The 24781-nt window shown below is 61.4% G+C and carries 22 protein-coding genes and 1 pseudogene; 5 read left to right on the forward strand and 18 right to left on the reverse strand.

Annotated features, from left to right (window positions below; translation table 11 throughout):
• Positions 1-17: 17 nt before the first annotated feature.
• The 3 genes and pseudogenes from C7T36_RS11390 to C7T36_RS11400 form a co-directional block, all read right to left on the reverse strand.
• Positions 18-1178 (reverse strand): DUF4185 domain-containing protein, encoded by a 1161-nt coding sequence (locus C7T36_RS11390; protein WP_033233615.1) that lies wholly within the window; start codon positions 1176-1178, stop codon positions 18-20.
• Between the two features lie 54 nt (positions 1179-1232).
• Positions 1233-2206: pseudogene (locus C7T36_RS11395) on the reverse strand (TIGR00341 family protein).
• 67 nt (positions 2207-2273) lie between these two features.
• The gene (locus C7T36_RS11400; protein ID WP_239654639.1) at positions 2274-2918 is read right to left on the reverse strand and encodes a type 1 glutamine amidotransferase; all 645 of its coding nucleotides are present in this window, start codon (positions 2916-2918) and stop codon (positions 2274-2276) included.
• A gap of 244 nt (positions 2919-3162) precedes the next feature.
• On the opposite strand from C7T36_RS11400, the gene C7T36_RS11405 reads away from it, so the two are divergent.
• Positions 3163-5187, forward strand: a complete 2025-nt coding sequence (locus C7T36_RS11405; protein ID WP_045065446.1) for a YhgE/Pip domain-containing protein — start codon at positions 3163-3165, stop codon at positions 5185-5187.
• Between the two features lie 14 nt (positions 5188-5201).
• Here the strand turns inward: C7T36_RS11405 and C7T36_RS11410 are convergent, their stop codons facing one another.
• The 11 genes from C7T36_RS11410 to C7T36_RS11460 are packed head-to-tail and all read right to left on the reverse strand — an operon-like array spanning position 5202 to position 15988.
• The gene (locus C7T36_RS11410; protein ID WP_045065448.1) at positions 5202-5987 is read right to left on the reverse strand and encodes a RhlG family 3-oxoacyl-ACP reductase; all 786 of its coding nucleotides are present in this window, start codon (positions 5985-5987) and stop codon (positions 5202-5204) included.
• Entirely contained in the window at positions 5984-7183 is a 1200-nt protein-coding gene (locus C7T36_RS11415; RefSeq protein WP_045065451.1) for an acetyl-CoA C-acyltransferase, read from the reverse strand. The genes C7T36_RS11410 and C7T36_RS11415 overlap by 4 nt, the downstream gene beginning before the upstream one ends.
• Positions 7184-7208: 25 nt before the next feature.
• On the reverse strand, positions 7209-8192 hold the full coding sequence (locus tag C7T36_RS11420; RefSeq protein ID WP_045065454.1) for an NADPH:quinone oxidoreductase family protein: 984 nt from the start codon (positions 8190-8192) through the stop codon (positions 7209-7211).
• A 33-nt stretch (positions 8193-8225) separates the two neighbouring features.
• Complete coding sequence (locus C7T36_RS11425) at positions 8226-9323, reverse strand: acyl-CoA dehydrogenase family protein (protein WP_045065456.1); 1098 nt, start codon at positions 9321-9323, stop codon at positions 8226-8228.
• Positions 9320-10513, reverse strand: a complete 1194-nt coding sequence (locus tag C7T36_RS11430; protein ID WP_045065458.1) for an acyl-CoA dehydrogenase family protein — start codon at positions 10511-10513, stop codon at positions 9320-9322. The genes C7T36_RS11425 and C7T36_RS11430 overlap by 4 nt, the downstream gene beginning before the upstream one ends.
• A gap of 34 nt (positions 10514-10547) precedes the next feature.
• Positions 10548-11306, reverse strand: a complete 759-nt coding sequence (fabG, locus tag C7T36_RS11435) for a 3-oxoacyl-ACP reductase FabG (RefSeq protein WP_033233624.1) — start codon at positions 11304-11306, stop codon at positions 10548-10550.
• Positions 11307-11351: 45 nt separating this feature from the next.
• The gene (locus C7T36_RS11440; RefSeq protein ID WP_045065460.1) at positions 11352-12419 is read right to left on the reverse strand and encodes a phosphotransferase family protein; all 1068 of its coding nucleotides are present in this window, start codon (positions 12417-12419) and stop codon (positions 11352-11354) included.
• Complete coding sequence (locus C7T36_RS11445; protein ID WP_045065462.1) at positions 12379-13161, reverse strand: SDR family oxidoreductase; 783 nt, start codon at positions 13159-13161, stop codon at positions 12379-12381. Before C7T36_RS11445 ends, C7T36_RS11440 begins: the two co-directional genes overlap by 41 nt.
• A 1-nt stretch (position 13162) precedes the next feature.
• Positions 13163-14383: an acyl-CoA dehydrogenase family protein gene (locus C7T36_RS11450; protein ID WP_045065464.1), complete on the reverse strand. Its 1221-nt coding sequence runs from the start codon at positions 14381-14383 to the stop codon at positions 13163-13165.
• Positions 14370-15170: an enoyl-CoA hydratase-related protein gene (locus C7T36_RS11455; protein ID WP_045065465.1), complete on the reverse strand. Its 801-nt coding sequence runs from the start codon at positions 15168-15170 to the stop codon at positions 14370-14372. The genes C7T36_RS11450 and C7T36_RS11455 overlap by 14 nt, the downstream gene beginning before the upstream one ends.
• Positions 15167-15988: an SDR family oxidoreductase gene (locus tag C7T36_RS11460; RefSeq protein WP_033233628.1), complete on the reverse strand. Its 822-nt coding sequence runs from the start codon at positions 15986-15988 to the stop codon at positions 15167-15169. The genes C7T36_RS11455 and C7T36_RS11460 overlap by 4 nt, the downstream gene beginning before the upstream one ends.
• A 144-nt stretch (positions 15989-16132) precedes the next feature.
• Here C7T36_RS11460 and C7T36_RS11465 point away from each other — a divergent pair, with 144 nt between their 5' ends.
• Complete coding sequence (locus C7T36_RS11465) at positions 16133-16609, forward strand: MaoC family dehydratase (protein ID WP_045065467.1); 477 nt, start codon at positions 16133-16135, stop codon at positions 16607-16609.
• Between the two features lie 49 nt (positions 16610-16658).
• Here C7T36_RS11465 and C7T36_RS11470 read toward each other — a convergent pair whose 3' ends face one another.
• A complete protein-coding gene (locus tag C7T36_RS11470; RefSeq protein ID WP_045066754.1) occupies positions 16659-17339 on the reverse strand; it encodes a TetR/AcrR family transcriptional regulator in 681 nt (226 codons plus the stop codon).
• Between the two features lie 134 nt (positions 17340-17473).
• Between C7T36_RS11470 and C7T36_RS11475 the strand changes: the two genes are divergently transcribed.
• Positions 17474-18970, forward strand: coding sequence for an AMP-binding protein (locus tag C7T36_RS11475; protein ID WP_045065470.1), 1497 nt, complete (start codon positions 17474-17476; stop codon positions 18968-18970).
• A 46-nt stretch (positions 18971-19016) separates the two neighbouring features.
• Here C7T36_RS11475 and C7T36_RS11480 read toward each other — a convergent pair whose 3' ends face one another.
• The 3 genes from C7T36_RS11480 to C7T36_RS11490 form a co-directional block, all read right to left on the reverse strand.
• Positions 19017-20408 carry an MFS transporter gene (locus tag C7T36_RS11480; RefSeq protein ID WP_045065472.1) on the reverse strand — a complete coding sequence of 464 codons (1392 nt, stop codon included), beginning with the start codon at positions 20406-20408 and terminating at the stop codon, positions 19017-19019.
• Between the two features lie 229 nt (positions 20409-20637).
• A complete protein-coding gene (locus C7T36_RS11485; RefSeq protein WP_084702521.1) occupies positions 20638-22308 on the reverse strand; it encodes an AMP-binding protein in 1671 nt (556 codons plus the stop codon).
• A gap of 2 nt (positions 22309-22310) precedes the next feature.
• The gene (locus tag C7T36_RS11490; RefSeq protein WP_045065475.1) at positions 22311-23282 is read right to left on the reverse strand and encodes a phosphotriesterase; all 972 of its coding nucleotides are present in this window, start codon (positions 23280-23282) and stop codon (positions 22311-22313) included.
• Positions 23283-23426: 144 nt separating this feature from the next.
• On the opposite strand from C7T36_RS11490, the gene C7T36_RS11495 reads away from it, so the two are divergent.
• Positions 23427-23987 (forward strand): QsdR family transcriptional regulator, encoded by a 561-nt coding sequence (locus C7T36_RS11495; RefSeq protein WP_045065476.1) that lies wholly within the window; start codon positions 23427-23429, stop codon positions 23985-23987.
• A gap of 86 nt (positions 23988-24073) precedes the next feature.
• The gene (locus C7T36_RS11500; protein ID WP_045065478.1) at positions 24074-24778 is read left to right on the forward strand and encodes a FadR/GntR family transcriptional regulator; all 705 of its coding nucleotides are present in this window, start codon (positions 24074-24076) and stop codon (positions 24776-24778) included.
• The last annotated feature ends 3 nt before the right edge of the window (positions 24779-24781 follow it).

Consider the following 24781-nt stretch of genomic DNA (forward strand, 5'->3'; position numbering starts at 1 on the left):
ACGATAGCCACTCGCTTTTACAGCGTCGTTTTCATCAACATCACGTTGTAGTCCGACCACGTCGTAGCAAGGAAGTACAAATCCTGCCCCTGAGACCACGGATGCATGTACGCGCCGTAGAGACCAGGGACGGCGCCCGGCTCGATCACGATGTCGGGGGCACTCCACGGGCCGGTCAGTTGGTCGGCGGTACGCAACACCAGAGCGCCCCATTCGTTCGAGTACATCGCAACGAACTTTCCGAGATAGTTGTTGTACTGCACCGACAGTTCGCTGACGTCGCCGTCGAGAACTGGCGTCGCTACATCGGGTTTGTTTGGCACCCAAGCCTTTCCGTCCCAGTATTCGTACGCCGCGACGTCTACGATCGACTCTTCCTTCACTCGCGAAAGTCGCGCTTCGCCGAACCTGCCCGACGGTGTCCCGAAGTTGTAGACATACCCACCGTCCTTGACGAAGGACCCCATCTGGAAGTTCGCGTTACCGGTCAACGGCAGGTTCGGGCGCGCCGACGCCGGTTCCACCTGCCACGTTTCGCCGTTGTCCCGGGAGGACGCGATCTGCGAGAAATTTGTCACCCATTCTCCTGATCCTCCCCACGACCGCACCGACATGTAGTTGACGTACTGCACGCCACCCACCGCGATACCCGTCGTAGGAATGCTGCTGGTTTCGACTCCGGTGACTTTGAGGCTGTCGATGATTTCGCGGGAGCGATTGGGGCGATCGACCGGTGAGGAGTCGATATTCATGCCGTCACTGAGAATGCCGTCGGCGCTGCGAAAGAGGACGTTGCTTCGCCAGTCACCCACAACGCCGCCGCACGTCGGGTCCGAATTCAATCCGACCGTATCGCCGAAGACCGTCAGAACCTGGCCTGCGCCGTTGTCCCACATGATCCCGAGATCGGTGCCGAGCACATTGAACCGTTCGACCGTCTGATTGGGGCTGAGCGCTCCGGTGATGTATTCGACCGCAGACGTGCGGCCTTGCATGTCGGGGAGATTCCCGTCGGTTCCGTTGAGCCACGGAATCGGGTTGGTCGGCCCACCTGACTTGTCGAAGATCGCCGAGATATTGCAACCCCACGGCGAGGCCTGGGCTGTTGTTGTGACAACGCCGGCGGGCACAAAGGCACAGGCCAATGCGACTACCGGCAATTTCCATGACTGTTTCATCGCTCCCCTTTCGCGGGGAGGATGCCCAGAAGAGAGGCGAACGTAACTTCGCTTCTATTCCGCGGCCTCTACTCGGGCACCGACGGCGTGAAGTATCACAATGTGCGGACCCCAGGGCACCAACGCGTCGACCGCACGCTCGAGGTCGTCGACAGGCGGCAGATCCTGCGGTCCCAGTACTCGATCACCGCGGTGTGCGCCTGCCACGTGACGGACCCGACTTGAACGCCCGGAACTCCAGCCAGCCACTCTTCCGCGGCATCATGGATCTGGCTCGCCCACAACGAAGCCAGAGAATTCACCACCATCGGGATGGCAACAACAACCAGGGCCGACGCCAACACCAGGTAGACCCGTCGATGTCCCGCGGCAGCTGCCCCTGATTCGCGCGCATAACCGGCGATCACCAGTACCACCGTCGCCGTGATCACCATGGCAACGACATTCGACGCAAAGAGGATCAGCGCCCCCAACGCAAGCGACGGTGCACCCGAACCGAGACAGACACCCACAACGGCAAGAGGCGGAACCAGTGAAATCGCGATCGCCACGCCGGGGAGCACGTCACCGACATCGCGCCGGGTAATCGCGATCGACCCGGCAAACCCTGTGGCGATGGCCGCCGCGAGATCCGTCAACGTCGGGGTGGTTCGTCCGGTCACCTGAGAGTTGGACAGCACACTCGTCGGGTTGAGCAAAACAAGGGAAAACAGAAAACCGAGAGCAACGACAACAACGAGCCCACCCGCGACGTACACAACACTGCGGGCAATGAGCGCGCCCCGACCGGTAACGATGCCGAGGCCGATCCCCAGAATCGGCGTGGACAACGGAGCGACGATCATCGCCCCGATCACAGTGGCCGTCGAGTCACCCACAACCCCGGCGCTCGCGATCATCCCGGAGAGAACGAGCATTATCCAGAACGCGGAACGTTTGGCCGCCTTGTCTCCGGTGGAGAGATCCAGCCGATCGTCGAGTTCTTCGAGGCTGCGACGCTGGCTGTCCGGAATCAGAAATGAGCGCATAGCCGATCCTTTCGGACAAGAACCCGGACATTCTCCACACCGTAAGCCTTGCGCGGCTGCTCCGGGCCTACCTGGCCGAAATCGACTTCAGCCACCTGTCCATGACCGTCGCGGCAAACTCGAGTCCTTCGGTTTCCGCGGATGCCAACTGCTCGATGAAGATCCGAGGTCCGTCGGCGCCCAGCGAAGTCAGCAGCGACTCGCGATACTCGTCCAACTCCATCCAATCGCGAGCGACTTCACACGACGCTTCGAGGTGAAACTGCACGCCGTAGCTCTCCTTGTACCGGAAGAGCTGGTTCGGGTACTTGGAAGAACCTGCAAGATGCACGCCGCCCTCCGGGATCTCGAAAGTATCCGAATGCCATTGCATGGCAGGAAAAGTGGCGGGCAGACTCCCCCAGATCGGATCCAGTGTGCCGGCCTCGGTCAACGTGACGTCCTCGACGCCCACCTCCGGGACTGCCCCGGTGTACACGCGAGCACCAAGCGCTGCCGCCAACAATTGCGAACCGAGGCACACTCCCCAGACCGGAACGTCTGCGTCGACGAGCGCACGAATGTACGCGATCTCGGAGGCCAACCACTCGATGTCGTCTTGATCGCCGACGCCCATCGGGCCACCCATGACGATCACCGCGTCGAACTCGACATGCGTGGGAAGCGGGTCGGTTCCCAACAGGACGGTCTGCACATCGCCATACGTATCCAAGACCGGAGAGTACGCAGCCGGGGGCTCGCATTGTGCGTGTCGAAGTTCCAAGAATCGCATGTCGCTGATTATTCCTCGTATTCATCCCGGATCAGTTCCAGCGCCGATTTGTCGGCTGCGCACCAATTATGCGGAAAACCTCACGCCGAACTCGATTGCTTTGTAGTGTGACCGAGCTGGACGTATGTCCAGCGCATTCGGAGTGCCCCGCCGTCCACTCCGGTTCACGAGAAACGAGCCGTTCATGGTGTCCACATCCGCTCACGACGCTTCGCCCCGGCGTGCACATGTCATTCGCACGATCCTCGCGGTGCTGGTGATCGCGCCGCTCTCGATTGCCGCCTTCTACATGTGGGCTTTGTGGGACCCGGGCGACACTGTGAACCGTCTGCCCGTGGCCATCGTCAACGCTGACAAGGGCACCGATCTCGACGGCACCCACATCGTTGCGGGAGACGACGTGGTGGCCGCGCTGGTCGACAGTGGCGACGTCGCCTGGAAGGTCGTCACGGCTCAGGAAGCGCAGACGGGCGTCGACGACGGCACGTACTACTTCTCCGTCGTCATACCCGAGTCGTTCAGCGCCGATGTGGCAAGTGCGGCTTCCGGTTCGGGACGGAAAGCCCAATTGCAGGTGGTCTACAACGACTACAACAGCCTCGTCGCCGGCCCCGTGGGTGAGAGCATCATCGCGCAGGTACGTTCGGCCGTCTCCGAATCCATCGGCGAGCAGTCCATCGACCAGGTTCTGGTGGGACTCGGCGAACTCGGAACCGGCTTCGGAGAAGCAGCCGCTGGTGCACAACAGCTTTCCGACGGCTCCGCCGCCGCACTGGCCGGCACCAACCAGCTCTACGCCGGCAGTACGGAACTTGCGGCCGGTCTCGGCGAGGCGAACCAGGGCGGACAGGAACTTGCGGCGGGAGCGGGCGAACTCGCCGCGGGTACCGATGAGGCCGCAGCCGGGTCTCGGGAACTCGCGACCGGAATGCAGCAATTGGTGGGCGGCGCGGACGAACTGGGCGCCGGGGCGCGCCAGATCAGCGAAGTGGTCGACATGGTGACCACGCCCATCCTTGATGTCGCCGACTCGGCAAGTGCTGTGGTCGGTCAGATCGACACGTTGACGAATTCACTACGGCTCGCGGGAGACCCCGTGTCCGCAGGACTTGTCGACGCGCTCGCCTCGTTACGAACCTCGCTCACCGCACAACCTGCAGATGACGACGTGATGGGCCAACTCAGCCAACTCCGGGACGGCGCCCGGGAAATCACCCGCCAACTCACGGATCCGGCTAGTGACTATCGCGGCGGATTGAACGCCGCTGCCGCCGGCGCCGGCGAATTGAGCACCGGCCTCGGGCAACTGTCCGACGGTGCGCATCAACTTGATGCGGGAGCAAACGAACTGTCCTCCGGCATCGGCCAACTGGCAGCAGGCAGCGTCGAACTCCGCGACGGTCTTGGCGAGTTGAATGTCGGCATGGGTGAACTGAATGCAGGCTCGGGCGAGCTGGCCCAGGGACTCACCGACGGCGCCGCCCAGGTACCGCAGTTCACCGACGAGGAACGCGCCACCACCGCCAACCTGTTGTCGGCACCGGTCGCAGTTGACGCTCGAAACAACTACCCGGCGGCCGGATTCGGACCTGGCGCTGTGCCGGCAGTGATGTCGGTGGCCCTGTTCCTCTGCGGAATTCTCACCTGGTTCGTAGTTCGCCCACGTCGCGGACGCTCACAGCAAGTGCATGGCTCGATGCTGCGTGAAGGTCTGCGCCGCTACCGCATTCCGGCACTCGTCACCCTCGTCACGGCTTTGATACTGTCCGTGATTGCGCTGACCGTCGCGGATGTGGACCCACCCAGCGTGGTGGCGATGGTCTCCGTGATGATCCTTGTCGGTGCAGCTGCAGTTGCCTGCGGACGCCTGTTCACCGTTGTATTCGGCGCCGTCAACGGAACGTTCATCGCACTGAGCGCCTTGATGATTCAGATCTTTGCATTCGGCGCGGTGTATCCCATCGAACAGATGCCTGCCCCGCTGCGGTGGTTGCACGCCCTGATGCCACTGACCTGGGCGCGCAACGCGATGCGCATGGTCCTGGTCGGCTACTACGGGCCGAGGTTCTGGCTGGCCGTAGCTGCCTTGGCAGCTCTGGTGATCGGAGCCGTCGTGTTCACCATCTGGTGGCGGCGTCGACAAGAACCGCCAATTGACGACGCGCCGATCACAGAGGAGATCGTCTATCTGCAACCGGCGCAGACGTGACCGTCGTCAACCGATCAGCGAGCTCCGCTCGTTCCACCATCGAGGGGAATTACCGTCCCCGTCAAGTAGGCGCCGCCGCGTGAGGACAAGAAGATTGCAAGACCGGCCGCATCCTGTGGCGTTCCGATCCGGCCCAGCGGAACCGAATCCGCCACCGCCCGTGCGCTCTCCTCGTTCTCGAGCAAAAAGGCCATCATCTTCGACGGAAATGGTCCAGGCGCAATGGCATTGACCGTGATCTGTTCCACGGCAAGCGTCGCCGCCAACTTGCGGGTCAACATGTGCACTGCGGCCTTACTCGCTCCGTACGAGAAGTTTTCCGAGCCTGACACCACAAGACCGTCGATCGATCCGATGTTGATCACTCGGGCGGGATCGTCTGCCGTCGCCGCAGAACGCAACTGTGGCAACAACTTCTGCGTCAGCAGGAAGATCGCCTTGACGTTGATGTCGAAGATCTTGTCGAAGCCGGCTGCCGGGAAATCGTCGACGGGGGCGCCCCACGTTGCGCCGGCATTGTTCACCAGCACGTCGAGTGTCGGCGAAATCTCGGCGACCTTCGCAGCGAGGCTCTCGATTCCCTCGTCCGTGGACAAGTCCGCCGGGTGCGAGATGCAGGTGCCGAACTCGGAAAGCTCTCGCGCTGCTTCATCGCACGCTTCCGCTTTCCGGGCCGAGATGACTACCGTCGCGCCGCCTTCGACAAATCCTCGAGCGATCATGTAGCCGATTCCGCGCGAACCACCCGTCACGACGACAGTCTTGCCACTGACGTCGAACAATCCCTCCAGCAAGCTCATGCGACCTCGAAAAGCCCGGCAGCACCCATGCCGCCGCCGATGCACATGGTGACAACAACCAGCTTGGCGCCGCGGCGCTTCCCTTCCAGGAGAGCATGGCCGACCAACCGCGCACCCGTCATCCCGTACGGATGTCCAACGGAAATTCCGCCACCGTCGACGTTGTACTTGTCGGGGTCGATGCCGAGCTTGTCGCGGCAGTACAGCGCCTGAGAAGCAAATGCCTCGTTCAATTCCCACAGATCGATGTCGTCGATCTTCAGTCCGTGCAGGTCGAGCAGACGCGGAATCGCGAATACCGGACCGATTCCCATCTCGTCCGGTGCGCAACCGGCAACAGCCATTCCGCGGTAGATGCCAAGAGGAGCCAGGCCGCGACGTTCCGCCTCACCAGCCTCCATCAACACCGATGCCGACGCGCCGTCGGACAGCTGTGACGAATTTCCGGCGGTGATGGACGAATGCGCGCTGACAGTACCGTCGGCCAGCACCGGACGCAGGCTCGCGAGGCCCTCCAACGTGGTGGACGCACGATTACCTTCGTCGCGAGTGAGTGTGACCGACTCGGTGCCGATTTCGCCGGTCTCCTTGTTCTGAACCTGCTTGACCGACGTCAGCGGCACGATCTCGAGATCGAAACGGCCTGCTTCCTGAGCTGCTGCAGTGCGCTGCTGAGACACCAGTGCAAACTCGTCCTGCTGCTCACGCGTGACGCCGTAGCGTTCGGCCACGATCTCGGCCGTATGCAGCATCGGCATGTAGATCGACGGCTTGTTCTCCTTCAGCCACGGATCTGCCGCACGGAAGTTGTTCATGTGATCGTTCTGGACCAACGAGATCGATTCGACGCCACCACCGATCGCGATCTGCATGCCGTCGTCGACGATCTGCTTTGCCGCCGTCGCAATGGCCATCAGTCCGGACGAGCACTGACGGTCGAGGGTCATACCGGACACCGAATCCGGCAGTCCTGCCCGCAGCACTGCCTGACGCGCGACGTTTCCACCCGTCGATCCCTGCTGCAACGCTGCGCCGAGGATGACATCCTCGACTTCGCCGCCCTCGAGCCCGGCGCGCGCAACGGCATTCGAAATAGCATGTGCAGCAAGCTCTTGAGCCTGTGTGTTGTTGAACGCGCCGCGGTACGCCTTGCCGATCGGGGTGCGGGCGGTGGACACGATGACAGCTTGTCTCATGAGGACCTTTCCAGTGTTGTGCGATTCAGGGTTGGAACACGACTCGGCCGACCGTGGTGCCGTCGCCGAGGCGACCGATACCGTCGGCAACGTCCGTCAACGACAACCGCTCACTGATCAGGGGTTTGACCAAGCCTGCGTCGGCGAGCCTGGTGAGCTCGACGTGGCAATCGTCGATGGCCTGCTGGTTGTACGCCTTGTAGAGGCCCCAGTGCAGACCGATGATCGAATAGTTCTTGATGAGAGCATGATTGAGAGCCGGTTGCGGAATCGTGCCACCGGCAAATCCGATGATGACGATCCGGCCTTCGAACGCGATGCACTTGGTCGACTTTGCGTACGCATCGCCGCCAACCGGGTCGAAGACCACGTCGGCGCCCTTGCCGCCGGTGAACTCCTTCACCGCGGCAACAAAGTCCTCACTGTGACGGTCCACCACGAGGTCCGCCCCGAGCTTGCGCGCGTACTCGGCCTTCTCCGGTCCGCCGACAACACCGATCACCTTGGCACCGGCAGCTTTCCCGAGTTGCACTGCGGCACTGCCCACGCCACCTGCGGCGGCATGAACCAGCAGGGTCTCACCTTCGAGCAGTTGGGTGCGACGGTGCAGCGCGAACCACGCCGTCTGATAGCCGATGCTCAGCGCGGAGGCTTCGGCGTCGTCCAGTGCCGATGGCGCCGGAAAGGTGTTGTTCTGATCCAGCACCGAGAATTCGGCAAAGCCACCCGACGGCAAGCTCGGGTTGCCGATCACGCGATCGCCTACCGCAAACTTCGTGACCGAATCACCCACGGACACAACTTCACCACACAATTCCACACCGGGAGTGAAGGGCAGCGGCGGCTTGATCTGGTACTCACCACGGCACATGAGTACGTCAGGGAAGTTCGCCGGCGCTGCGAGCACCTTCACCAGCATTTCCGTGGCGCCAGCTGTGGGCTCCGACACCTCCTCCAACGAGAGGACATCGCGGGGTTCACCGAGTTGATTGACGCGCCAAGCCTTCACAGTGTTTTCTCCAGTTTCGGTAGTGAGGGTGGTTCAGGACGAGATGGGGAGGTCGACGAGCTCGGCAAGCCGCGCCCGGTGCTCATATGCGGTTCCCAGCGTCAATTGGTCACTCTTGGCTCTCTTGAGATACAGGTGCGCCGGATACTCCCACGTCATACCGATCCCGCCGTGAAGCTGTACACATTCCTCCGCCGCATGAACCGCGACTCCGCTGCAGTACGCCTGAGCGAGCGTCGCAGCAACTGCCGCGTCGGAGTCACCGCGTGCATAGGTATCAGCCGCATAACGCGCGGCCGCACCCGCAGAGCTGACTTCGAGCCACAGGTCCGCCAGACGATGCTTGATCGCCTGATACGAACCGATTGCGCGGCCGAACTGCTTGCGTTCCTTCACATAAGCCAGCGTGGTCTCGAGGCACCACTGCGCCACGGCGAACTGCTCCGAGGCCAGGAGTGCACTTCCGCAGAGCAATGCCTCCTCGACAGCCTCAGCGGCATTGCCACTGTCGACGCGGATCGATGGCGCCTCCGTGAACTCGACGTCCGCCAATCGGCGCGTCATGTCCAGGGACAGGATCGGTGTCACAGTAGCGTCAGCGATCCGCACGATGTGCAGCTCCACACCACTCTCACCGGCAACCGGAACAACAAGAACATCGGACTCGGCGACGCCGGCAACCGTGGTGACGCTGCCGACGAGTCCGCTTGCCGTCGCTCTGACCGTGGGCGCGAAAGTACCTGGTGCAGTGGATAACGGGACGATCAGAGCAGCCGTCGAATCCCCGGCTGACAATCGACCGAGCACCTCGGTTTCGCCGGCTTTCAACAGCGCCGTCGTCGCCAGCACCGCACTCGTGAAGAACGGAACGGGAGCGACCGCGCGGCCGATCTCCTCCATCACGACCGCGGCCTCACGCGTGGACGCACCCGCACCGCCCAGCTCCTCAGGTACCAGCAGTCCCGCCAAACCGAGTTCCGACGCCAGGGACTTCCACAGCCCGGTGAAGTCGGCGGACACGTCGTCGTAGGCAGTGACCACGGTGTCGGCACCTGAGCGCGCACTCAGCAAACGTCGGACACTGGCACGCAGGTCTTGTTCGGTCTCGGAGTACAGCAGATCGGCGCTCATCGGGGCAGGTCCTTCCAGGCGATGTCCTTGTCGACGCGATGCTCGGGCGGCAACCCGAGAACGCGCTCTGCGATGACGTTGCGCAGGATCTCGGACGTTCCGCCCTCGATCGAATTGCCCTTGGCTCGCAGATACCGGTAGCCGGGTTCACGCCCGGTGAAGTCGACAAAATCCGGACGACGCAAGGTCCAATCGTCGTACCGCAGCCCGTCTTCGCCGTGCATTTCCAGCTCGAAACCTGAAATCTGCTGTGCCAAGCCTGCAAACGCCAGCTTCATTCCCGAACCTTCAGGCCCCGGTTGGCCGGCGGCAAGCTGCTGACGCAGACGCTCGCCCGTCAGCCGCGCGACCTCCGATTCGGTCCAGAGCCGCATCAACTCGTCGTGCATCGCAGGCCGCCGCAGGCCGGGTTGTTCGCGCCAAGCCTGCGCGACCTTGCCGATCATTCCGCCCTCACGAGGGGCACCGGAACCGATGGCCACTCGTTCGTTGTTCAGGGTGGTGGTTGCAACCTTCCATCCCTGGCCTTCGCCGCCCAGCCGGTTGGCATCCGGAATCCTGACGTCCGTGAGGAATACCTCGTTGAACTCAGCCTCACCGGTGATCTGGCGGAGCGGCCTGACATCAACTCCGGGATCGGTCATGTCGCAGATGAAGTAGCTCAATCCTGCGTGTTTGGACCGCTCCGGATCAGTCCGGGCAACAAGAATCGCCAACTGAGCGTTCTGAGCCCCCGACGTCCAGACCTTCTGCCCGTTCACTATCCAGTCGTCGCCGTCGCGGACAGCCCGGGTGGCGACGGCAGCCAGGTCCGATCCTGCGCCCGGCTCACTGAAGAGCTGGCAGTACACCGTTTCGGATGTCCACAATGGCCGCAGAAATTTTCTTTTCTGCTCTTCGGTGCCGAACGCTGCGATGGTGGGCGCAGCCATGCCGAGGCCGATACCGTTCTTGCCGGTGTCCGGCCCCGGGGCTCCCGCTGCCGCCAATTGCGCGTTGATCTGTCGCTGAAAGCTCTGTGGCAGATCAAGACCGCCGTGGCCTTCGGGAAAGTGAACCCACGCCAGTCCGGCGTCGAATCGTGCGCCGAGGAAATCCGATACCGATACAGTGTTCGGATCGTGTTCCGCGAGAAGCGTGTTCACCTTGGCGGTGAGGTCACGCGATACTGCCTCTTCGTCGAAAGCCATGCCCATTCCTTCGGTTCGAGCGGTGAGCGGACAGTCAGTCCTTGGGTCCACCGGCGACGTAGACGACCTGACCGGAAACGAAGCCTGCGCCTTCGCTGACGAAGAACGACGCGGTGTGCGCGATGTCCTCGGGCTGCCCGACGCGGTTGACCGGAATCTGCGAAGCGGCAGCGGTCTTGAAGTCCTCGAAGCCGACTCCCATGCGCTCGGCCGTTGCGGCGGTCATCTCGGTTTCGATGAATCCGGGGGCAATGGCGTTGGCGGTGACCCCGAACTTTCCGAGTTCGAAGGCCAACGTCTTGGTGAATCCCTGCATTCCGGCCTTCGCTGCGGAGTAGTTGACCTGTCCGCGGTTGCCGAGAGCCGACGTGCTCGAGAGGTTGACGATACGGCCGAACTTCGCTTCCACCATGTACTTCTGCACCGCGCGCGACATGAGGAACGCTCCGCGCAGGTGGACGTTCATCACCGAGTCCCACTCGGCAACGCTCATCTTGAACAGAAGGTTGTCGCGGGTGATGCCTGCATTGTTGATCAGTACGGTCGGCGAACCGAGTTCTGCTGCCACCCGCTCCACTGCTGCGGCGACCGACTCTTCGTCGGAAACGTCAGCGCCGACGGCCAGGGCTTGCCCGCCTGCGGCCTTGATCGCGTCGACGGTTCCGGCACACGCTGCTTCGTCGAGGTCGAGCACGGCAACGGCAAAGCCGTCTTCCGACAGTCGCTTGGCCACTGCCGCACCGATTCCGCGTGCTGCACCCGTGACAATTGCGGTTCTACGTTCCTGGCTCACTGGCCCTCCATGATTTCGTGATTCGACGGATACCGGACGATCTCGTCAGATCCCGGCCTGATCTGCAATTTCCCTGGCTTTTGCCACCAAGGCGTCAATACGTTCCACTGTGGGAGTTCCACTCTCGGCCGCATTCTGCGGTTCGTCGCGGGCACGACGCATCACGCCTTCGGCGATCACCGCAATCTTCCACAGGCCCAAGGTATGCCAGAACTTCAGCGCAGCCGGATCTCTCCCGGTAGCGTCGAGGTAGATCTGAGAGATCTCGTCTCGCGACGGGAATCCCGGTAGCGCCGACGCCGGGAAATCGCCGCCCGTGTTCTCCCCCGCCGCCGGCCAGTACGCCAACAAGCTTCCGACGTCTGCCAACGGATCGCCGAGCGTGCAGAGTTCCCAGTCGAGCGCCGCGACAACCTCCCCGCTGCTCGCCGAGGTGATCACGTTGCGTAGGTGAAAGTCGCCGTGCACCAACGTGGTTTCGGTGTGTGCCGGCTGAGCTGCAATCAGACGTTGCGTAAGATCGTCCAGATCAGGGCATTCTCGTGTCTTCGACTGCTCCCACTGTCCACCCCAACGCTTCAGTTGTCGTGCAGCGTAAGGCTTGTGGCTTGCCAGATCGTCGAGCCCGGCCTGCTTCAGGTCGACGGCATGTATCTTCGCCAGCGTCTGAGCGAGCGAGATGCCGATTGCCCGGCGACGATCCTCCGACAACGCCTCGGCAAGTGGCATCCGGTCGACAACTTCGCCGTCCACGAACTCCATGAGCAGCAACGGAACTTCGGTGACAGCCGGGTCCTCGGTCAACCCGAACACGCGAGGCGAGGGTACATCCGTGGATTCGAGAGCGCTCAGGATTCGAGCTTCGCGCGCTACGTCGTGAGCCGAAGCCAGCAGATGCCCCAGCGGTGGGCGTCGGAGCACCCAACGGTTACCGTCCTGATCACGTACCAGGTACGTGAGGTTGGACTGCCCCAGGCCGATTCGATCGAAGGACAACGGCCCGGTGAAGTTGATCCCCAGGCCTGCGATCCACCCGGTGACCGCTTCGGTATCGAGTCCCACTACTCCGACGCTAGCCACCGACGGACGCTCCGCGCCGGAACGGGAGCGCATCACCCAACAACTGGCCACCGTCGATGGTCATGATCTCTCCGGTGATCCACTGGGCTGCATCCGAAACCAGGAAGGCGATGGCAGCAGCCACGTCCTCGGGTTCACCGATGCGTCCGAGAGCGGTCGACGCCGATACCGCTTCTTCATGTTCTTTCCACAGAGCTTCGGCGAGTTTGGTTCTCACCACTCCCGGAGCAACGGCGTTGACACGAATCTTCGGTGACAGTTCGAGCGCAAGCTGTTTGGTGATGTGGATCAGAGCAGCCTTCGACGCGTTGTACGTGCCGATTCCGGCCTCGAACGCCATGCCGCCGATCGAGGCGGTGTTGACCACGGATCCACCGTGCTCGCCCATCCAAGCCCTCGCTGCCAGGCCGGTCCACAGGACTGGAGCCCACACGTTGACGTCGAAGGTCTTGGCGAAGCGCGAGTGATCCTGGTTGATGATCGGCCCGAATGACGGGTTGGTGCCCGCGTTGTTCACCAAGATGTCGAGACTGCCGAAACGCTCGATCGTCTGCTCGACGCACTTGCGGGCAGCATCCTCGTCCGTCGCGTGAGCGCCGACGCCGATCGCGTTGCCGGTCACCTGTGCGGCAGCGGAATCTGCGGATTCCTGTGAGCGCGAAGTCAGTACGACGTTTCCGCCCGCCGCCGCAATCGCCTGCGCGGTCGCGAGGCCGATGCCACGCGATGCGCCGGTGACGATCGCAGTCTTGCCGGTGAGGTCCAGTCCTGCCATGTCAGTTCGCCTTGACTTCGCGGTACTTGCGCAGCTCCTGCTTGGCGATGGCGCGCTTGTGTACCTCGTCCGGGCCGTCGGCGAGCCGAAGGGTGCGCATGTGGGCGTATGCCATTGCGAGCGGGAAGTCGTCCGTCACGCCGCCGCCGCCGTGAACCTGGATGGCGTGGTCGATGATCTTGAGCGCGATGTTCGGGGCCGCAACCTTGATGGCCGCGATCTCGGTACGTGCTTCCTTGTTGCCCACCGTGTCCATCATGTGTGCGGCCTTGAGCGTGAGTAGCCGAACCATTTCGATATCGATGCGCGCCTCGGCGATCCAGTCCTGGATGTTGGCGTTGTCGCTGACGGGCTTTCCGAAGGTGATGCGGGTGGATGCGCGCTTGCACATCAGTTCCAGTGCGCGCTCGGCCATTCCGATTGCACGCATGCAGTGGTGAATGCGGCCGGGGCCGAGGCGGGCCTGGCTGATCGCAAAACCTTCACCCTCGCCGGCGAGGATGTCCTTGGCCGGGACGCGTACGTCCTCGAAGGTGATCTCGCCGTGTCCCTCGCGGTCCTGGTAACCGAAGACGGGCAGGTTACGCACGATGGTGACGCCGGGAGCGTCGATCGGCACGACCATCATCGACTGCTGGCGGTGCGTCGCGGCATTGAAGTCCGTCTTGCCCATGACGATCAGAACCTTGCAGTTCTGGTGCAAAGCGTTGGAAGCGAACCACTTACGGCCGTTCAGTACGTACTCGTCGCCATCGCGATCCATGCGGAGCTGGATGTTGGTGGCGTCGGAGCTGGCAACCTCGGGTTCGGTCATGGCAAAGGCAGACCGGATTTCGCCTTCGAGAAGCGGCTTGAGGTACTTCTCCTTGTGCTCGTCGGTGCCGAAGAGCGTGAGCACCTCCATGTTTCCCGTGTCCGGAGCGGCGCAGTTGGTGGCTTCGGAAGCCAGGTGACTGCGGCCCATGATCTCCGCGAGCGGTGCGTATTCCAGGTTGGTCAGGCCGGGGCCCCATTCGGGGTGCGGGTGAAAGAGGTTCCACAGCCCACGCGCCTTGGCTTCCTTCTTCAAGTCGTCGATGATCGGCGGCTGGAAGTGCGGGTTACCGGACTCACGCATCTGCGCTTCGTAGACCGCTTCGGCCGGATAGACGTGCTTGTCCATGAAGTCGAGCAGTTCGGCCTGGTACTTCTTCGTGCGATCCGAGAACTCAAAGACTGACATGTGAACTCCTGACAGAGAGGGAAGGAAAATTAGGTGGCCGACGCTCCAGATGACTCGCGACACCTTCGACGACGTCCGGTCCGCGAAATGCGTTGACCATGAGCGTTTCCGCGCGCTGCGTGGATTCGTCGAACGTGCCGGTCTCGTCGGCGCTCAGCTGGGATTTCATGACGGACAACGAGGTCGGCGAGCAGTTGGCCGCAATTTCTGCGGCGTAGGCAACCGCAGCTTCTACGACATCACCGTCGACCAGGTGGTCGATCAGTCCGATGCGGTAGGCCTCGTCGGCTCCGACCATTCGACTCGACAGCAGTAAATCGGTGGCCCGACTCCGGCCGACAAGTCTAGGCAACATCCATGAGATGCCGTACTCGGCGATCAGCCCACGCTTGGCAAATGCGGTGGTGAATCGTGTTGCAGACGAACCGAATCGAACGTCGCAGTACAGCGCTTCCACGAAACCAAGTCCGGCCGCTACTCCGTTGATGGCGCCGATCAACGGCTTACGTAGCGACGTGGGAAACTCGCGAGACCGAGGCCTCACCAGATCCTCGTCGGAAACGTCGCCGACGTTCTTCAGGTTGCTCAGATCTGCACCCGAGCAGAATCCGCGACCCGCACCCGTGATCACGATTGCCCGGACGTCGGGATCGTCGTCCGCGGCGGCCAGTAGATCGAAGTACACATCCTCGAGTTCGTTTGTCCAGGCGTTCAGGACATCCGGACGATTGAAAGTCAGCAGCAGGACGGACCCACGCTGCTGCGAAAGTACAAGTTCCGGAATCATCGCGTTCCGGCGAGCAACGACGCCTGGTAACGGCGCATTCCGCTGAGCCAGCGATCGTAGTCAGCGCCCTTCTGCCGGTACATGTCCAGTACCTTGGGGTGCGGGAGGATGAGGAAGTGCTCGGCGTCCATTGCAGCCAAGACGATTTCGGCGCACTGGTCGGGCTCGATCACCTCGCCGGCAGCGAGGACAGCTCCCGTCGCAGCGACTCCGAGGGGATCACCGGTCTCTTTCCCTTCATAGAGGAGCTTGGTGTTGACACCCATCGGACACAGACAGCTGACTCGGACGCCCTTGTCTCCGTATGTCATCGACAGCCACTCGGCAAAACCCACTGCCGCATGCTTGGTAACCGAGTACACCGCCGAACCGACCTGCGTGAGCAGGCCGGCAGCCGAAGCGGTGCTGACGAAGTACCCTTCGCCGCGCTCGACCCATCCGGGAACCAACAAACGAGCAGCGCGAATGTGGGCCCGCACATTGATGTCGAAGGCTACGTCCCAGCCGTCCTCGTCGACGTCGAGACCGAGGCCGCCGGTGATACCGGCATTCGCGAAGTAGAGATCAACGGGACCGAAAGCCTCCTCAGCCTGCGCGATCAACCCCTCGATCACACCGGCGTCTGACACGTCGCCACCGGCAGAGACCGCCGATCCTGGGTGCCCTGCGTTGACCGCGTCGGCCACAGCGGCAGCTGCATCGGCATTGAGATCGGCCACAACTACGCGGGCGCCCTCCGCCGCCAACTTCCTGGCGAGCGCTCCCCCGATACCGCCTCCACCTCCGGTGACAATTGCAACCTTCTGGGCGACCTTCATTGGCGATTCCTCTCGCTTGCATTCACCGAAAGCTTTTACCGTGATCCACGTCTCTTGTCATGTATAGTTGAATCCGGCGTCAACTTCAACCGTCGCCGCTGGAATCTATTTTCCAACCTCCTGAACTGCGAGTAAAGGACCACGATGACTGAAGAGCAATTGCCCGTCCGCCCGTCCACGTTTGCCGAGCTCGAGAAGTTGATCGGCCAGGAACTGGGACCCACCGACTGGTACGAGATCACGCAGGATCGCATCGACGCTTTTGCCGCGGTCACCAACGATCACCAGTGGATTCACGTCGACCCAGAGCGTGCGGCGGCGAGCGCATTCGGCACCACCATCGCGCACGGACTTTTCAGCCTCTCACTGGGCCCACAGTTCTCCTCCCAACTCCTGGCCTTCGACGGCTTTGCGCACAGCCTCAACTACGGATACGACAAAGTGCGCTTCCCCGCGCCGGTCCCGGTGGGCTCGCGACTGCGGATGCGCTCAACCGTGGTGTCCGCCGAGCAGTTGCCTGGCGGTATCCAGGTAAAGACGCGCCAGGTGCTCGAACGCGAAGGTTCCGACAAGCCTGTGGCCGTCGCGGAAGCGGTAGCTCGCGTCGTCGAGAAGAGCTGAGACGATTTTCGAAGCGCGCCCTGAGCACTCTCGACCAGGGCGCGCTTCGTCAGCTCCGCCTCGGGAACTTCAGCGCATTGGCCCACAGATCCGTCACGGTGCCGACAATCTCGTCGAATTCGACCGGCCTGCCTTCCACTCGCCCGTCACCCAACGTGAATACACTGTGGGCAAATCGACTCACCATGCCGGACAATGCCATTGACGTAAGCAGCGGATTCAAGCCGGGATCAACGACACCACGTTCTTGCAGTTCGGCGATACCTCGCGCGTTGCGCAGAATAAATGCATCTGCCCGCTCGTTGCGAATCCTGCGGAACTCCGGGTCGATACTGGCAACTTGCTCCATCAATCCCATCAACTTTGCATTCCGTTGATATGCCGCAAGATACGCCCGATTACTTGCCTCCAGAACGGCATATGGATCGTCAGTGTCCGCAACCCTACCGATGCCCGGATGCATCATTTCTTCACGAGCTACCTCGAGGACGGCCGCAAAAACCTCTTCCTTGTTGGCAAAATAGGTGTAGAAGGAACCGGTAGCACACCCAGCTTCCTTCGCTATATCTATCAATCGCGCATCCAAATAGCCGGCCCGCTCGAAAACCACACGTGCAGAGGCGATCAGAGCAGCCCTGGTGCGAGCACCCCGTTCGGTGCTCGGCGGATCACGATGCCCCGCCGGCGGGGCAAGAGGCAGTTCGGATATCCGCGAGTCGTCATCCACCACGCTACTCACCTTTCCGAAGTTCACTGCTACTGAGGGATATTCGCGACAAACTCAATGTTGACACCGAGTTCAAGTGTACGCTCGGCAAGGACATCAGGACACACAATCGGTCGATTCTCCTGAAAGGCATATCCATGGTCAGCGTTCTCGATCCGGTAACCCGTTACGCCGCAGCCACACCGGACAACATCGCGATTCGCGGTTCCGGCCGGGACTGGACATACCGACAACTCCACGACGCCTCCCTCTCGTTTGGCGGCCGAATCCGTGCTGCCGGATTGAGCGAAGGAGATCGGGTGTTGCTCGCCGCTCCGTCGGTTGCGGAATTCATCGTGGCGTACATGGGAATTCAGGCTGCCGGTTGCGTTGTCGTCCCGGTCAATACAATGTCGGCACAGCCCGAGATCGAGTACGTGCTCGACGACGCCGACATCTCACTCGCCATCGCCTGGCATCAACTCGGGCCGGCGACCCATGACGCCGGCGCTGCCCGCGGCGTTCCGGTCTGGACCCTTACCGAAGAATCGGCGAGAACCGACCAGGAACCGACAGCGATTGCCGACCGAGATGTACACGACACCACTGCGATTCTCTACACCTCCGGCACCACCGGACGCCCGAAGGGTGCTCAGCTGACCGTGGGATTGTCGGCCGGCGAAATCGGAGCCGAGAGTAGCCGCGGAAACTCTTCGGACCGAACGGGAACGGGTCTACCGCTGTTCCACATCTTCGGACAGGGCTCCGTGATGATGGCAACCTTCACCGGCGGCGGATCACTCTCCCTGCTTCCGCGTTTCGATCCGACCGCCATGCTCGATCTGGTCCGCAAGGACAAACTCACCATAATGGCCGGTGTTCCGACGATGTGGAATGCCATGCTCCACGCAGCAGCCGACGTGGACAGCTCCGACTTCGAGCAACTCAGAATCGCAATCTCCGGCGGAGCCTCCCTTCCAGGTGAGGTGGCCCGCGCCTTCGAAACTCGGTTCGCCTGCACGATCCTCGAAGGGTACGGCCTCACCGAGACAAGCGCGTTCGGAACGTTCAACAGCATCGACCGTCCGCCGAAAATCGGCTACACCGGCCGGGCCGTCCCGAGAACCGAAGTCGAGGTTCGCGATCACGACGGAAATCATTGCCCCGCAGGCACAGTCGGAGAGGTCTTCATCAAGGGCCCCACTGTCATGAAGGGCTATTGGAAACGCCCGGACGATACCTCGGCGGTACTCTCCCCAGACGGGTGGTTCCGCACCGGTGACCTCGGTGAAACCGATGCGGACGGCGACCTTCGCATAGTAGATCGGGTCAAGGATCTGATCATCCGCGGCGGGTACAACGTGTACCCCGGCGAAGTGGAGGAGGTGCTGTATCAGCATCCCGACATCATCGAAGCTGCAGTGATAGGTATCCCGGACGACTACTACGGTGAGGAAGTCGCGGCAGTCGTAGCGGTGCGATCGGGTAGCGTCGTCGATGCTGCCGACGTGACTGCATGGGCACGGGAGCGCCTGTCGGCGTACAAAATTCCTCGGGTTGTGCAGTTCATCGACGCACTGCCCAAGGGTTCCACCGGCAAGATCCTCAAACGCTCGATCGACCGCACCGGACTGGTCACTCTGAAACAGAGCTGAGCACGCGGGAAAGCCCCGGCAGAATTGCCGGGGCTTTCCTGTCTAGCTACGACGCATACAGATGCGCACCGGGGATCGCCTCCGGATCGTCGCGGACTTCCTTCGGATTGGTCTCGGCAAGCGCCCACGCACTGAAGAAGGTCACCAATCCCATGAGTGCGACGAACACAGCAACCAGGGTCGTGGTTCCCGTCTTCGCGATCAGCGCCGTCATGATGAACGGTGTGCCACCGCTGACAGTGATCGCTGCCAGTTGATAGGCAAGAGACGCTGCGGAGTAGCGGACATTCGGGGCGAACAACTCGCCCATGTATGCCGCGATGGGCCCGTATGTCATCGACTGGAAAACGCTGCCGACGGTGACAGCAACAAAGAAGAGCGGTAGCGACTTGGTGTTGATCAGCCAGAAGTACGGAAAGGCCCAGACAACGATCGCGGCCGCACCGATCAAGATCATCGGACGACGCCCGATCCTGTCCGACATCTTTCCCGACCACAGCACCACTCCGACGGTCAGGAGCGCGCTGAGGAGAGAGATGATCAGAAGAGAATTCCTCTTTAGGCCGAGTTCCGTTGTGCCGTAGCTCAAAACACCGGCAATGCTGATGTAGAAGAGCGAGTTGGTAGCAGCCAGAAGACCACAGCCGAGAAGAATCTTGCGCCAATGAGTTTTGATCGCTTTTGTCAGCGGCGCCTGCACCACTGCATCCTTCTTGTTGCGAGCCGCCTCTTTCTGCAACTCCAGAAATTCCGGAGTGTCTTCAACCTTGGTCTGGATGTACAGGACGACTGGGAAGAGTAATGCGCTGGCGAAGAAGGGAATTCGCCATCCCCAGCTCAGGAATGCTTCGTTCGAGATCGTCGCGGTGGCGATCAGAAATACGACGTTGCCGAGAACCACGCCGAACGAAACACCCATCTGTCCAAAGGTTCCGGAGAATCCCCGCTTCTTCGGACTAGCCGACTCCGTGAGAAGCAAGACTATGCCGCCCCACTGCCCGCCGCAGGCGAGACCTTGAATGAATCGCAAGGTGACCAACAGAATTGGAGCAGCGACGCCGATTGCCGATGCACTCGGAATCGCGCCGATCAGGAACGTCGCCAATGCCATCAGGAGCAGGCAGGTAACCACGGCAGGCTTACGTCCGTACTTGTCCCCGAAATGGCCGGCAACGATCCCACCGATCGGCCGAGCTACGAATCCCGCCCAGAACGTACTGAACGAGAGCAATGTACCCATGAGGGCGGACGAGTTCGGAAAGAATACATGCGGAAAGACAAGCGCTGCAGCCGTTCCATAGAGAAAGAAGTCGTACCATTCGATCGAGCTGCCCAGAAGTCCGGCGCCGAGAAGCTTGCGATGTGCACGCTTCCTGGTGCGCTCTTGATCGGATACGCGCCCTGCGGGCCCTCCCGAATTCACTACCGATCTAGTCATGCCTACTCCTCGATGGGTCGTAGCGATTGCACCCGAACGAAGCGCCGCCCCGACAGTAGAAACTGACGCCAACTTCAAGTTCGGATGATGTGACCAGTGTGCGGCACCCACGGAGTGATGTCAATCACTGAATAGCATTGTTGCGCACAATATTTGATGCAATTCAGTCAAACACGACAACTGCCGGCCCATCACGATTCGATGAGCCGGCAGTCATTGGAGTGTGGAATTAGCGCGGAACCCTCAATTCACGGCGAAGAATCTTGCCGCTCACGGTCTTCGGAAGGTCACTCATGACCTCGATGATGCGCGGGTACTTGTACGCAGCCAGACGGACCTTGCAGAATTCCACCAGTTCATCCGGCGTCGCTTCCAGCCCCTCCTTGAGTGAAACGAAGGCTTTCACGGTCTCTCCGCGATAGGGGTCCATGACACCCACTACTGCAGCCTCACGAACGGAAGGATGTTCGTAGAGAACATCTTCCACTTCGCGCGGCCATACCTTGAATCCCGAGGCATTGATCTGATCTTTCATCCGATCGACCACGTAGAACCATCCGTCGGCGTCCATGAAACCTACATCGCCGGTGTGGAAACGGCCGTTGGGCATGGCGTGGGCGGTCTCTTCCGGCTTGTTCCAGTATCCGAGCGCTACCTGCGGGCCGCTGACAACTATCTCCCCGTACTCCCCAACCGGTACCGGATTGTCGTTTTCGTCCACCACCTCGGCATGCGTACTCGAGACAGGCACGCCAACCGCTACCGCACCCGACGCGGGGTCGACCGGCGCTTCTCGTGAATTCGGCACAACGATTGCAGGACTGTTGGTTTCGGTCAAACCGTAGCCGTTGTGGATGTAGTGACCGAACTTCGCCCGAAACGACTCGAGCGCTGCATGCGGAATGGGCGCGCCACCCGAGTAGACCGATTCGAGACTACTGAGCAACTCTTTCGATACCGCCGCATTATCCGTCCAGGCGATGAAAACGGTAATTGCACCGATGATCGCTGTGGCGCGATGCTCCGAAATAGACTCCGCCGCAACAACGGGGTGGAATCTACACGTGAGAATTGTAGCGGCCCCCGATAGCAGTGGCGCCGCGACGTGTCCGATCAAACCAGTGATGTGAAACAACGGGGCTACGGCAAACATCGCGCCACCCGGGCGCAAGCCCACCCAGTCCCGATAGATCTGCGCTGCGAACACCACATTGGCATGCGTGTTCATAGACCCCTTGGGCGGACCCGTCGTACCGGACGTGTACGGCAGATACGCAAGATCGCTCGGCTCGAGGTCAACGGGATCGGGTGCGGCGCCGCGGTTCTCCTCGATCAACTCCAGCAGGTCGTGGCAACCCTCGTACCTCACTCGGCTGGCAGACCCGAAAATCCTTTGATCACTTCGTGATTGAAAATCGAGTTCCGACGTAGTGATAACACATCCAACATCCGTACCCACAGACGCCGTCACCACCGTCTGGGCCGAGGACTCGAGGCAGATCACCGCAACGGCACCGCTGTCGAGCAGGACCGTCGCCAACTCACGGTCGCGGTACATCGGATTGACCGGAACCACAACGGCTCCCAACTTCCAGATAGCCAGAGTCGCGACAAAGAACTGCGGCACATTCTGCAGGACAAATGCCACCCGATCGCCGAATCCGATACCCTCACCGGCGAGAGCCACTGCCAAAGCGTCCGACATCGTGTCGAGCTCGCCGAACGTGAGAGTCGCGTCGAAGTATCTGATTGCGGGAGCATCAGCGTCGCGGGCCACCGACGCACGGAACATCTCCAGGGCATTGGTGTATTCGATGTCAACGGTTGGCGCAGTACCACTGTCGTAGCGCGCAAGCCAAGGACGTGGCACCGACAGCTCGCCCGCATACACGTCGTCCATGATCAGCTCTCGAAATATCGACGCGGATTGTCGACCAGCATCGTCGTGATCTGGTCTTCGGTGACGCCTCGCGCTAACAAGGTCGGGATGACGTGATCGCTGATGTGCGTGTAGTTCCAGTTCGGCACAGCGGCAGCCTTCGCCTCGCTGGAGAACCAGTCGATGAAGCACGACGCGTCGTGGGCGAGGACCATTTTCTCCGCGTAGCCGCGACGAGCCATCTCCACCACGGTGTTCACGCGCTCCTCGAACGGCAAGAGCACATCCAGACCGAAGCGGTCCATACCCAGTAGGGAGCCGGCATCTGCGAGCGCACACAGATAGTCGAGATCCGTCGAGTCACCCGAATGACCGATCACGACCTTGGTCAGATCTGCGCCCTCGTCGGCCAGGACTTTCTGTGCAACGAGCCCGGATTCGGTATGCGGGTCGGTGTGGACGGTTATGGGCACACCCGTTTCGACCTGCGCAGCTCCAACTGCGCGCATCACTCGCTCGACTCCGGGAGTCAGCCCGGGCTCTTCGATGGCGCACTTGAGGAATGCTGCGCGAATACCAGTGCCGGCGATGCCTTCTCGAATGTCTTTGACAAACAGATCGACCATCGGCTCTCGCACATCGAAGAGTAATCCCGGTCCTGTGTGATGGAATTGGAACGGAATGTCGTTGTAGGTGTAGATGCCCGTGGCGACGATGATGTTGAGATCGACCTGCTCGTTGATTCGCGCGATGCGCGGAATGTATCGGCCGAGCCCGATCACGGTGGGATCGACGATTGTGTTGATCCCGCGGGACTTCAGTTCGGTCAGCTTGGCAACTGCGTCCGCCACCCGAGCGTCTTCGTCCCAAGGCTCCGGGTAGTCCGGATAGTTCTGGCGCATCTCCTCTCCGAGAACAAAGACGTGCTCGTGCATCAACACCTTCCCCAGATCGGCGCTGTCCACCGCCCCGCGAACGGTCTGTACTGAACTCATCGACAAAACCCCTGACTGTGATCGGCATCACCAAGCTGAGACAATGAGCTAGTGTGTCTCACCTAGGAGGGTTCGTCAATAGATAGCCAGAGCCGTACACAGACCCGAAAATCGACACACCGGCCCACCGGAGAGAATGCCTGTATGCCATCCGACCGCGACCGCCGGCGCGCCATCGACACCGCCGCGAGCATGTATCTCGCCGAAGAGGCGCTTGACATGTCACTACTTGCCGAGCGCCTCGGAGTAGGCCGCGCGACGCTCTACCGATGGGTCGGAAATCGCGACGAACTACTGGGGACGGTGCTGGCGGAAGCCACCGAGCGCACGTACCGCAAGGCGATGTCGCAAGCGTCAGGCAAGGGCCCGGAGTACGTCATCGACGTATTCGGCCGAGTGATGCGTTCAGTAGACTCTTCAACCGAACTTCGCGCGCTCACCAAGAGGGAACCGATGGTGTTCATCAAGCTCGCGCTGATGCCCGGTGCCATCGAGTCCATTTCCGCGTCCATTGCCGCCGAGATCCTGCAGTCGCAGGTCGATGCCGGCCAGTTGACCCTCAGCTTGTCGCCACAAGTGCTGGGCCAGGCACTTGTTCGTATCTGCGACATCCACCTTTACGCACCTCTACTAGGTCGAGAGAAGGCAGAGATCGAGACAGCTCTCGATTTGATCGCACTTCTGCTCGGGGTCCCGCGCGTGTGAGTGCCCATCGAACACACCCGCTAAGGGTTAGTCCTCAGACGTCTGATGACTTGTTACGCTAGGCGAATTCGATTCGAAAGGTAGCAATGACCGACGACCACGGTGGTTTCGTTCTGCGCAGCGGTCCCCTGGTGCCGCAGATCGAACAGATCTTCCGGTCGAAGATCCGCCAATCGGTATGGCTGCCGAAGCAGCGGATCCCGAGCGAAGCCGCACTCGCCGTAGAACTGGGAGTCGGGCGTTCGTCCATCCGCGAAGCGATCCGGCTTCTAACTCAAGCCGGGTTGCTGGAGGTACGGCACGGGGTCGGAACGTTTGTTGTCGCGGCGGAGGATCTGGAACACGCTGACGAATTCACCCGGCTACTCCGACGCTCACAGATGCTCGAGGTTTTCGAGGTGCGCCGGGCGTTGGAGGTCGAGGCCGCCAGACTCGCGGCGGAGCGCGCACAACCGGAAGATCTCGAGCGTCTTCGACGCCGACTTACGCTCCGCCACAGCCACTTCGAACGGGATGTCGAGAAGTTTGTCGACACCGACCTCGATTTCCATACAGAAGTCGTTCGACTCTCGGGAAACGCTGTCCTGCTGTCACTGTTCGAATCGGTGCGTCCGCTTCTCCGCAAGACTCTCATCGACATGGTGGACATCGAAGAGGGAGTTCCCGATACTTCACAGGCCCACGACAGACTGCTCGACGCGCTATGGGATTCGGATCCCGACGCCGCAGTAGCTGCAACACGCGAAAACATCGACACCGTCCTCCGTCAGCTACGCATTCTCGATTCATAGAGA

Origin of the sequence: Rhodococcus sp. AD45-ID (genome assembly GCF_003023755.1) — a bacterium.
GTDB classification, from domain to species: domain Bacteria; phylum Actinomycetota; class Actinomycetes; order Mycobacteriales; family Mycobacteriaceae; genus Rhodococcus_F; species Rhodococcus_F globerula.